Below are 9,232 nucleotides of genomic sequence, written 5' to 3'. Positions count from 1 at the left end.
ACAGGCATGAGGTCCGTACACAGCGCGGGGCTGCGAGCCCTGCTTGGCTCGCTGATCCTGGCCACACCGGCGGCAGCGGGCGCCCACCACACGACCGCCCTCGCGCACCCGACCACCGTGACCGGCCCCTCCGCTCGCTGGGACTGGCCACTCGCGGGGCGGCCACAGGTGCTCAGGGGCTTCGCGCCGCCGGCACAACCCTGGCTGGCCGGTCACCGGGGCGCCGACCTCGCCGCGTCTCCCGGAGCCGAGGTGCGCGCCGCGGGAGCGGGAACGGTCGGCTACGCCGGGCCGCTCGCGAACCGGGGCGTGGTGACCGTGATCCACCCCGGCGGCCTGCGGACGACCTACCTGCCCGTTCAGCCCTCGGTGCGGCGCGGGCAGGCGGTGGCAGCCGGCGAGGTGATCGGCACCCTGCAGGACGTCCCCGGCCACTGTCCTGCCGCCTGCCTGCACTGGGGCCTGCTCCGCGACCGCGCCTACCTCGACCCTCTGCTCCTCCTGGGCCACGGCCAGGTCCGCCTCCTCCCCCTGTGGCCCGCCCCGACCCCGGCCTCCCGGCCCACCCCATGACCCGCCCCCTCCACTCGCGCGGCCCTCTCCGCCCTTTGACCCGCTCCGACCTCGCGGCCCAGGAACGGGCTATCCACCGGGAGGGCGGTCGGGGCGGAGGCGCCACCCTCGGGAGACGCGTTCGACGTAGCCCGCGGCCGCCAGACCGCCGAGACAGGAGAGCACGGTCTCCAGGTCGACGCCCGCGGCGACGGCTATCGTCGCGGGGCCCACGCCGACCCGGGTGGGCATGGCCTCGACGACCTTCCGGGTCTCCGGGTCGAGCCGGTCGCGGGGAAGCACCGGGCCACGTGGCTCGGGGGCCAGGTCGGCGCCCATCGTCCCGGCGAGCTCGATCACCTCCTCGGGGCCGGTGACGCAGACGGCCCTGCCCTGGCGGATCAGCCGGTGGCACCCCGCGGAGAACTCCGAGGTCACCGGGCCGGGTACGGCGGCCAGATGGCGGTTGAGCGCGATCGCGTGCCCGGCGGTGTTGAGCGCTCCGCTGCGCACGGCCGCCTCGACGACCACGGTGCTCCTGGCCAGGGCCGCGATGACGCGGTTCCTGATGAGGAACCTCGGCCGGGTCGGGTGCGCCCCCATGGGGGACTCGCTCACCAGCACCCCCTGTGCCCGGATCGCGGCGAACAACTGCTGGTGCGCGCTGGGATAGGCGACATCGGCGCCGCAGGCGAGCACGGCGACGGTCGGCCCCTCGCAGGCGAGGGCGCCCCGGTGGGCGGCCCCGTCGATGCCGTAGGCACCCCCGGATGGTGGCGTTATCAAATGGGGTGTGAAGGTTTGCGGGTTGTTGGGGTTTCGACGTTCGCGAAGGCCGCTTTCTGGCGGAAGGTTCACGAAAAGTTCAGTAGCCGTTACCGGTTGAACGACTAATGACATTCCGCATCGGCGCGGCTACTATTCGAGTTTCCGTGTGAAAGTTACACGTGGCGAGGGAGGGCAGCCGCACCGCTGCCAGTCCCACCGAGGCGAGCAGGCGGCGGTGCGGCCCTCACGGGCGGGCCACCCTGGCAGTCCAATTGCCGGGGTGGCCCTGTCTGTGTGGGCGTCCGCTCAGGCGCCCGGGTCGTTCCCCCCGTGAATCTCCGTACGATCCGCGGCCAGCAGCTGCGGCTTCTCCCCTGCCCGTTCGACCACGAGCACGGGCACACCTTCCCTCACGCCGAGCTGTAGACGCTCCTGCGGCGACGGCATGCGGGCGGCCACCCGGTCGGCCGGCCCGATGGTGACGCTCTCGCGTTCCTGTTCGGCTCTGACTCGGGATCCTCGGGCGGTGGTCATGATCAGCCCTTCGCTGCGCAGGAGAGCCATGGCGCGTCGGACGGAGTCCCTGGAGATGCCGTGTTCTTCGACGTAGTCCAGCTCTGCGGGGACGCGCTGTCCTGGTGCCAGTGTGCCCCGGCCGATCTGTTCGCGGATGAGATCGGCGAGTTGCTTGTAGACGGGGCGGTCGGCCTCCGGGTTGATCACGATCATGACCGTACGTAGGGACGTAGCAGGGTCCGGATGCGCGTGCGTACGAACGTACGAACAACTCGGCTCGGGTTGGCGGCAGGCCGCGCTGGCGGGTTCCGTCAACGACGCCAGCCCGGCGTCCCGAGGCCGGGGATCTCTCTATTCGTCGGCCGGCGGCGGGGCGACGAACGTGCCGATGCCGCGCACCGAGTAGGCAACGCCCTGCTCGCGCAGCTTGGTCAGCACCTTCTGCGCGGTGTTCGGCACGATCTCGAACTCGCGCACCAGCTCATGCTGGGAGGGAAGCCGGCCGTCCACCGGGTAGGTGCCGTCGGCGATCCGCTGCTTGAGGACCTCGGCCACTTGCACCCACTTCGGCGCGTTCTCCCGCCACTCGATCATGTCAGCACCGTACGGACCCATGCTTAGGCGCAGACACTCACGGATAACCAAGGTTACGCATGGTCAAGCATGGGTTGATGAGCTTAGGCTTGACCGCATGGAGCCGATCCCTCACAGCGAGTACGACCGCATGGTGATCGCCGCCCGCAAAGCGATGAGCCGCGGCACCGTCGCCGAGTTCCAGCTGTCACCGGCCGCGCTCGAGCTCGCCGCCGAGATGGGCATCGACCCGGCCGTGGTGAAGACGCACTTCCTGCTGCTCGTCTACCGGGAAACCCTGGCTGGCCGCCCCCGCCTCTGAGACTCCCGCCGGACAGTGCACACCCGGCGTCACCCGGGGTCCGGCGGCAGCAGCGACCCCACCCCTGGAGGGGTGGTCGGGGTCGCTGAACCACGAAGGGCCCCCACCGGCGCGGAGGGGGTCCTTCTCGCCTCTGTGCGTCCCTAGAAAAGGGGCGACTCCTTGGGAGGCTTAGCAGCCCGCTTGGCCCTCGGCTTGGTGGCCTTGTGCTTGGACGCACGATAGGCATCGAGCGACTTCCGGGAGGATCTCCACACACCGTCAGCTCCTTGGACAGCTTTCAGGCGCCCGCGCTGAGCAGCCTGGCGGAGCGCGTCGATGCTGAACTCCTCGTCGACCAAGGCGGCAAGCGGGACGAGTCTGGCGGGGCCGGCCACGTTGGGGACGATGAAGCGGTTGAGGTTTTCCTCCATCGCTCGGGCGATGAGCTCTCCGAGCGCCCCGCAGTCACCGGCGTCGGCTCGCCGGAGCGCCTGGAGGTAGGCGTCACGCTGCTTCTTGAGCACGATGATCGGCGGGTAGCCGAGACGCACCAGGATGAGGTTGAGGACCAGCCTGCCGGTGCGCCCGTTCCCGTCGATGAACGGGTGGATACGCTCGAAGGAGTTGTGGATCTTTCCGAGCGCCTCAGGCAGCGGCTGCCCAATGTCCCGCTTGCCTTCCAGCTTCCTGCCCAGCTCGCAAACATCGTCGACCCATCCCTGGATTTCGCCGGGGACGAGCGTCCAGGACGGCGGCGTCATCCCTTCGGCGAACGGGTGGATGTCGTGCTCCCGGAAGCTGCCGGGGCCTTCACGCTCGGTGGCTTCCGGGTGGGGGGCGACGTCCCAGACCGGGGTCATGGCGGTGTGGTGGATGTTGCGTAGTTCGCTCAGGCTGAGGAGGTGGCCGTCGTTCCACACCTCGGGTTCCAGCGCTTGGCCGTACACCCACTTGGCGGCGTCCGCGTACCCCTTGACCTCGTTGTACTCCCGGAGGGGTTTGGCGCCGATGGCCCGGCCCTGGTCGAGTAGCGCTTGGACTTCCTTGAGTACCAGCGTGTTGCCTTCGAGGGCGGTGGAGTGGTGGGCTTCGAGGTGCCAGATGTTGGACCAGATCTCCTGGGCTTCGGTCGGGCTGGGCAGGCCGCCGAGGCGCTGGTTGAGCTCTTCGAGAGCCCGGTCGAGCCGTTCGTAGACCGTGGCCCGGCTTGGGCGACCTCTTCCAGCCACTGATTCCCCTGTGTGGACGCTAAGTGCGAAGTTTGATAAGCCATCGCGGGACTCAATTGAACTAATCAAACTTAGCGTCACTCCCCCGCTGAGGGGGGCCGTCTACGCAGGGTTCACACAGCGCCGAGCGCTCCCCCCAACGGCACACCCGGGCCGGTCTTCGCCGCCTCGAGGGCTTCGTAGTAGCCGGGCCGGTTCGTGACCACCACAACCATGCTCCACCGGTGCAGCAGCTGGCCTACGTCCGGGTAGCGAGCCATGTCGTCGCGGGCCACCTCGAGGGCCGCCCGGTACTGGAGGAGGAACTCCGGGCGTTCCCGCTCCGGCAGGCCGCGCAGGATCGTTTGCGGGTCGCGCGGGTCTTCTTCGACGGGCTGGGCGCTCATGAGGTCACGGTACCCGCGGGGGGCGGGTCTGAGCCTTCGAGGTGAGCAACAACGCGGGCAAGCAGGTCGAGGATCTCCGCCTGCCCGGCTTTCAGGTCGGCGACGTCGCGGGCGATCGTGTCCAGGCGCCGACCGATCGCGACGAATGTCTCCTCGACAGGTGTCTCGGCCTGTTCGAGGGTGGGGTTGTCCAGCGGCCGAGCGTAGATGCCGGAGCCGTAACGGGTGATGATTACGCCCTCGGCGCGGAGCCGATCGATGGCCTTCGCCACGGTGTTGCGAGAGACGCCGTACCGCTCGGCGAGAGTGCGGATGGGGGGCAGCTTCTCGCCGGGCCGAATCTGCATGGTGGTCACACCATGGCGTAGGGCGTCAGCGATGCGCGCGGCCGTGCCGGTGTGGGCTTCGGGCATGGGGTCACCGTACTGGGATTGTCGTAGGCCGGTCGCTGGTTTCTAGAGGTGCGTCGTACGGTGCTTCGCTGGTTACCGGGGTGGGTGCCTGCTCCCCCTTGGCCAGGTCGGCGGCGAGCACAACCACCTCATCCCGATGAGCTTCGGGGCCGAGTTTCTCTCGAGCGGCGATCACGTGGCTGTCGAAGTCGCCGCGCGCCTTGAGGTAGGCGTGGGCGGCTTGGACGGCGGGTGACTGCTCCTCGGGTGCTTGCCGGGGTCGTAGGACGCGGACGGGCCCTTTCTCGCCGTTGCGGACCTGTGTGCCGCGTAGGGCTTCCCGGACGGCGGCCCGCGCTGCTGCGGCCTCCTCGGGTGTCACCGACGGCTGGTCGGGGTTCGGCACTTCGTCGACGACCGGCGGCGGCTGCGCTTTCCGGGCGGCGTACGCAGCTCGACGGTCGGCGGCGGCCCGGACCCGGTTGAGGTAGTCGGGGAGGTCGCCGCGCTGGGCGATGGCCCTGAAGTAGCTGGTCGGGTTCTCGATCTTGCCCTTGGTCGCCTTTCGAATCTCCTTGATCACTTCTCTCATCTCATCCTTGGTGACCCCGGCCGAGGCGAGCGCCTCCATGACGACGCGTTCGTGGCCAGAGAGAGATGAGGGGTTCTGAGGGGACTGAGGGGAAGGCGTCCGGGTTTCCCGGACCCTGGGCGGGCAATTCCCGGACCCTGGGCCAGCGGAATCCGGACCCTGGGAGTCGCCCAGGATCCGGGTTTCCCGGATGCTGGGGGGTGGCTCAGCATCCGGGGTTTCCGGACCCTGAGCCGCTGTGAACGGAGGGATCCGGAAGACGGCGTGTTGATGCATCTGGCCGCGCTTCACCCGCTCGAGGGCGCCCTTGGCAATGAGGCCCGCGATGATCGCTGCCCGCTCGGTGCGCCCTGCGCGCATGCGGCGAACGAGCGTCGGGTTGCTTTCGACGCCCTTGAGGCAGAGGCGCGTCTCGTCTCGCGCGTCCTCGGCGATGGCGATCAGCGCCCAGCGCTCCCGGGGCGTGAGGGTGTCGGGTGCATGGTCGAGGACTTCGACCATCAAGCGGACGCCCATCAGGGGCCTACGCATGGGTGCGCGGATATGCACGTCTGAGCGCACGGCGATATCGTGACCACGGGTCTCCTCCTGCTGATACCAGGTGGCGATCAAGGGCCTGTTCGGTGTGCAACCACCGGCCAGGCCCGCCTCATTTACTTGATCGAATGACTCTCGACTGGAGCCTGGGCGGCGGTTAGTCCTCGGCCGGGATCTCCTGCTGGTATTCCAGTTCGTACAGGTGTCCCGGTTTGATCAGCACAGATACCTCCACCGGCCGCCCTCCATCGCCGTAGACCATTCGAAACTGGCGCAGCACCGAAAGCCCTTGTGGCACCTTCAAAAGATCTTCTTCTTCGGAGGTGGGCGGCCGGGTGGAGACCCGATCGATCCACCCCCGTTCCGCGCGACCCAGCTCGTTCAGCACGGCGGGCGCACCACCCTTGATCTTTCCGCGTCCCGCCAGCGCCGTCCCGGCCGCCCAGCTTGCCGGGTAGTACGAGCGCGACAACTCGACCGGCGTCTCCCCGCGCAGCATGAGGCGGCACCGGCAGACGGCTCGGTCTTCGCCCAGGGCGGCGGCAACATCGGCAGGAGCTGGCCCCTCGGCCACGCCCAACAGCTTGTATGTGACACCTCTGGTTGAGGGGTCGAAGTATGCGGCTGCGCGGACGGGAAATGGCAGCCCCTCCTGAACGAACACGCCCCGGCCGGCCTCGCTGACGATGAAGCCCTCCTCCTTCAGAATCTGCCAGGCGTTCTGAACGGTGGCAGTAGAGACCCCGCGCTCCGCTGCGAGCTGAGGGATCGGTGGCAGCCGAGATCCCACCGGAAGCAAGCCAGCCATGATTTCGGCGCGTAGGTCGGATGCAATCTTCTCGGACTGGGGTCGGCCGCTGGGCCTCATGGTGCGCTCCTCGGTGACACAGCAATGAATGCCACCTTATCCGCACGCTGACATGGATTCTGATCTCGCCTCCTCGGCCATCAACCTTGTCAGAGTAAGCATACTCCACTACTGTGAGGGACAAGCAAGCCGATCCCGGCTCCGCTTGGTCCTTACCCGTCTTGTGTCCGATTTGGAGGTGTTTTGTGAGCGTCGCCCCGGCCGCCCGCCAGAAGCTGTCGATGAAAGTCCCCGAGGTCGCCGAGCTGTTCGAGGTCGACCCCGAGACGGTCCGGGTCTGGTTCCGCGAAGGCAAGCTCAAGGGCCGCCGGAACCCGGGTGGACGAACGCTCGTCTTCAACCGGGCCTACGTCGAAGCGATCCACGCCGCCGAGCCCGACTTCGCCACCCAGAACATGAACGAGCCCGCCCGGTGTGTCACCACCGAACGGGCTCTCTGATCCCCACACCTGCCGTACAGGAGGAGAACCGTGCGACTTCACCTTACCCCCGGCCTCAGCGACGCCGAGGCCGGATTCCTCGCCGGATACGTGTCCGCCATCAACACCGCGTCCGACCTCGTCGAGCTCGCTGGCGCCGACGTCGGCCAGTGGATGGAGGCCAGCCGCGACGTCCTCACCGAGGCCGAGCTCGCCGAGCTCGCGCAGACGGCGACCGCGATCCTCGCCCGCCGCAACCGCCCGGCGGTGGCCGCGTGACCGCCGACCAGATCGCCCAGACCATCGCCACCCTCACCGCCGCCATGGCCCGCCCCGACACCCGCGTCACCACCAGCACCTGCACCTGCCCCGCGTGCACGAAGGGCGGCCGGCGATGAGCGAGCCGCCGCACACCCCGGCCAAGCCGCTCTACGGCTCGACCCGCGCCACCAACGCGCAGGACGCCCGCCGACCGATCCAGACCAGCAAGCCGCCGCAGGGAGGCAAGTGATGCCCCGCTTCACGTTCGACACGCCCAAGGGTGAGCGCGCCGTCCGAGCCCCCGACGAGGCCACCGCCCGCGCCTACCTGGAATCGCTGATCAACCACCCCGACCCCAACAAGCGGGACGACCAGCCCTACACCTCCTCCCAGCTCGCCCGGCTCCGCCGCGAGCGGGAGGCCCGCGCCGCCCTCCTCACCCTCCGGGCCGAGCAGTGACGCCCGCCGAGCGGCTCGCCGCCGCCCTCACCGCGCTCAACGCCCTCGACTCCGCCATGGTGCGGCCCGAACCCCGCCCCCGCTACGACGACCCCGCCCGCACCCAGCCGCCCAGGAGGCCCCGATGAGCAAGAGCAGCAGGCACAGCCCGACGACAGACCGGGACCTCGCCACCTACACCAGCACCCACCCCATCACCTGCCGCTGCGTCGCATGCTGCGCCCTCAGCCTCGACCAGAAGAAGCCGGCCAGGACGACATGAACACCATCACGGCGGAGACCGCCGCGAAACTCCTCACCGCCCGCTCCTACGCCGCCACCGGCGACGCCGCCGCCCAGCTCCGCCGCCAAGCCGCCACTGTCGCCCCCGGCCAGACCATCCGCCTGCCGGGCGTCGACCTCGTCGTCAAGTAGACCCACCAGAACGTCAAGGGAGAACCACATGGCCAGCAGCGCCTCCGCCATCCGGGCCGCCCGGACTGTTGTCCGCGCCAAGACCACCCCGTACACCGGGGCGCACCTCCGCTACCTCGTATGGGTGCTCGTCCCGCTCGCGGCGCTGGCCTGGAAGCTGGGCGCGACCGCCGCCATGGGAGCGGCCCTCGCATCCGGGATGGCATACGTGGCCGGCACGTACGCGGGCCTGTCCCACGCGTGGAAGGAGGAGGCGCCCTACACGGTCGAGCTGGAGGACGGCGAAGAGCCGCCCGACTGCCGCTGCTTCGACCGTTGACCGGCCAGCCCGACCAGCAGACCCCTGGGTGCGAGTCCCAGGCGGGCACGCAGGAGCACCCGCTCCAGCACCACCACGAAGGAGAACCGCATGCACAAGTCCGAGCTCGTCGCCGCCGTCACCGAGCACGTCGACGGCGTCGACAAGAAGACCGTCGCCAAGGTCCTCGACGGCCTCCTCGACGTCATCCCGCTCGCCGTCGCCGCTGGCGAGCAGGTGGAGATCAAGGGGTTCGGCGTGTTCGAGGCGTCGGAGCGGTCCGCCCGCGCCGGCCGCAACCCGCAGACCGGTGAGCCCATGGAGATCCCGGCGTCCTGGGGGCCGAAGTTCCGGCCGGGCGCCACCTTCAAGGGGCTCGTCAGCGCGAGCAAGTCGCTCACCTCCGCCTGACCGCGCAGCTGATGCTGCGGGTCCCCGCCCGACCACCGGAAGGAACCCGATGAGCGAGAACAAGCCCGACGGCCACGTCGTCACGTGCGGCTCCTGCGAGGGCGGCGGCCGTGACCGCGTCCTCCCCCTGACCCAGGAGTGCGGCGTGTGCCGCGGCGTCGGCAGCGTCCTCCTCAAGTAACCCGAGCCGGGCGGAGGCCGGCGATTCCGCCGCCGACCTCCGCCCTCGATCCCACGACCTGACAGAACCAGG

Annotated in this window: 20 protein-coding genes; 12 read left to right on the top strand and 8 right to left on the bottom strand. The window is 69.4% G+C overall.

What is annotated here, in order from left to right:
- The first annotated feature begins 6 nt into the window (after positions 1-6).
- The gene (locus ACFYWM_RS35475) at positions 7-573 is read left to right on the top strand and encodes a murein hydrolase activator EnvC family protein (protein ID WP_389923129.1); all 567 of its coding nucleotides are present in this window, start codon (positions 7-9) and stop codon (positions 571-573) included.
- A 69-nt stretch (positions 574-642) separates the two neighbouring features.
- Here the strand turns inward: ACFYWM_RS35475 and ACFYWM_RS35470 are convergent, their stop codons facing one another.
- The 3 genes from ACFYWM_RS35470 to ACFYWM_RS35460 form a co-directional block, all read right to left on the bottom strand.
- Positions 643-1,338 carry a DNA-processing protein DprA gene (locus ACFYWM_RS35470; RefSeq protein ID WP_389923126.1) on the bottom strand — a complete coding sequence of 232 codons (696 nt, stop codon included), beginning with the start codon at positions 1,336-1,338 and terminating at the stop codon, positions 643-645.
- Positions 1,339-1,626: 288 nt separating this feature from the next.
- Positions 1,627-2,049, bottom strand: a complete 423-nt coding sequence (locus tag ACFYWM_RS35465) for a GntR family transcriptional regulator (protein ID WP_389923123.1) — start codon at positions 2,047-2,049, stop codon at positions 1,627-1,629.
- A 138-nt stretch (positions 2,050-2,187) separates the two neighbouring features.
- Complete coding sequence (locus ACFYWM_RS35460) at positions 2,188-2,430, bottom strand: GntR family transcriptional regulator (protein ID WP_389923120.1); 243 nt, start codon at positions 2,428-2,430, stop codon at positions 2,188-2,190.
- Positions 2,431-2,527: 97 nt separating this feature from the next.
- On the opposite strand from ACFYWM_RS35460, the gene ACFYWM_RS35455 reads away from it, so the two are divergent.
- A complete protein-coding gene (locus ACFYWM_RS35455; RefSeq protein ID WP_389923117.1) occupies positions 2,528-2,731 on the top strand; it encodes a hypothetical protein in 204 nt (67 codons plus the stop codon).
- A gap of 143 nt (positions 2,732-2,874) precedes the next feature.
- On the opposite strand, the gene ACFYWM_RS35450 is transcribed toward ACFYWM_RS35455, so the two are convergent.
- From ACFYWM_RS35450 to ACFYWM_RS35430, 5 genes are all read right to left on the bottom strand, one after another.
- Positions 2,875-3,942, bottom strand: a complete 1,068-nt coding sequence (locus ACFYWM_RS35450; protein ID WP_389923114.1) for a Fic family protein — start codon at positions 3,940-3,942, stop codon at positions 2,875-2,877.
- Between the two features lie 113 nt (positions 3,943-4,055).
- Complete coding sequence (locus ACFYWM_RS35445) at positions 4,056-4,328, bottom strand: DUF6247 family protein (protein WP_389923112.1); 273 nt, start codon at positions 4,326-4,328, stop codon at positions 4,056-4,058.
- Positions 4,325-4,741, bottom strand: coding sequence for a GntR family transcriptional regulator (locus ACFYWM_RS35440; protein ID WP_389923109.1), 417 nt, complete (start codon positions 4,739-4,741; stop codon positions 4,325-4,327). Before ACFYWM_RS35440 ends, ACFYWM_RS35445 begins: the two co-directional genes overlap by 4 nt.
- A gap of 4 nt (positions 4,742-4,745) precedes the next feature.
- Positions 4,746-5,843, bottom strand: coding sequence for a hypothetical protein (locus tag ACFYWM_RS35435; protein WP_389923107.1), 1,098 nt, complete (start codon positions 5,841-5,843; stop codon positions 4,746-4,748).
- A gap of 163 nt (positions 5,844-6,006) precedes the next feature.
- Positions 6,007-6,717: a GntR family transcriptional regulator gene (locus tag ACFYWM_RS35430; protein ID WP_389923105.1), complete on the bottom strand. Its 711-nt coding sequence runs from the start codon at positions 6,715-6,717 to the stop codon at positions 6,007-6,009.
- 185 nt (positions 6,718-6,902) lie between these two features.
- Here ACFYWM_RS35430 and ACFYWM_RS35425 point away from each other — a divergent pair, with 185 nt between their 5' ends.
- From ACFYWM_RS35425 to ACFYWM_RS35380, 10 genes are all read left to right on the top strand, one after another.
- The gene (locus tag ACFYWM_RS35425) at positions 6,903-7,157 is read left to right on the top strand and encodes a helix-turn-helix domain-containing protein (protein WP_389923103.1); all 255 of its coding nucleotides are present in this window, start codon (positions 6,903-6,905) and stop codon (positions 7,155-7,157) included.
- A 30-nt stretch (positions 7,158-7,187) separates the two neighbouring features.
- Positions 7,188-7,415 carry a hypothetical protein gene (locus ACFYWM_RS35420; protein WP_389923101.1) on the top strand — a complete coding sequence of 76 codons (228 nt, stop codon included), beginning with the start codon at positions 7,188-7,190 and terminating at the stop codon, positions 7,413-7,415.
- Positions 7,412-7,534, top strand: coding sequence for a hypothetical protein (locus ACFYWM_RS35415; protein ID WP_389923099.1), 123 nt, complete (start codon positions 7,412-7,414; stop codon positions 7,532-7,534). The genes ACFYWM_RS35420 and ACFYWM_RS35415 overlap by 4 nt, the downstream gene beginning before the upstream one ends.
- A gap of 112 nt (positions 7,535-7,646) precedes the next feature.
- Positions 7,647-7,856: a hypothetical protein gene (locus ACFYWM_RS35410; protein ID WP_389923097.1), complete on the top strand. Its 210-nt coding sequence runs from the start codon at positions 7,647-7,649 to the stop codon at positions 7,854-7,856.
- On the top strand, positions 7,853-7,984 hold the full coding sequence (locus ACFYWM_RS35405) for a hypothetical protein (protein ID WP_389923095.1): 132 nt from the start codon (positions 7,853-7,855) through the stop codon (positions 7,982-7,984). The genes ACFYWM_RS35410 and ACFYWM_RS35405 overlap by 4 nt, the downstream gene beginning before the upstream one ends.
- Complete coding sequence (locus ACFYWM_RS35400) at positions 7,981-8,118, top strand: hypothetical protein (protein WP_389923092.1); 138 nt, start codon at positions 7,981-7,983, stop codon at positions 8,116-8,118. The genes ACFYWM_RS35405 and ACFYWM_RS35400 overlap by 4 nt, the downstream gene beginning before the upstream one ends.
- The gene (locus tag ACFYWM_RS35395; RefSeq protein WP_389923089.1) at positions 8,115-8,270 is read left to right on the top strand and encodes a hypothetical protein; all 156 of its coding nucleotides are present in this window, start codon (positions 8,115-8,117) and stop codon (positions 8,268-8,270) included. The genes ACFYWM_RS35400 and ACFYWM_RS35395 overlap by 4 nt, the downstream gene beginning before the upstream one ends.
- Before the next feature lie 28 nt (positions 8,271-8,298).
- Complete coding sequence (locus ACFYWM_RS35390) at positions 8,299-8,589, top strand: hypothetical protein (RefSeq protein ID WP_389923087.1); 291 nt, start codon at positions 8,299-8,301, stop codon at positions 8,587-8,589.
- 90 nt (positions 8,590-8,679) lie between these two features.
- Complete coding sequence (locus ACFYWM_RS35385) at positions 8,680-8,979, top strand: HU family DNA-binding protein (protein ID WP_389923086.1); 300 nt, start codon at positions 8,680-8,682, stop codon at positions 8,977-8,979.
- A gap of 49 nt (positions 8,980-9,028) precedes the next feature.
- Positions 9,029-9,160 carry a hypothetical protein gene (locus ACFYWM_RS35380; protein WP_389923083.1) on the top strand — a complete coding sequence of 44 codons (132 nt, stop codon included), beginning with the start codon at positions 9,029-9,031 and terminating at the stop codon, positions 9,158-9,160.
- The last annotated feature ends 72 nt before the right edge of the window (positions 9,161-9,232 follow it).

Origin of the sequence: Streptosporangium sp. NPDC002721, assembly GCF_042888905.1 — a bacterium.
Classification (GTDB): domain Bacteria; phylum Actinomycetota; class Actinomycetes; order Streptosporangiales; family Streptosporangiaceae; genus Streptosporangium.
Note: the sequence above shows the minus strand (reverse complement) of the source record. Positions and strands in the feature narration are given on the sequence as shown.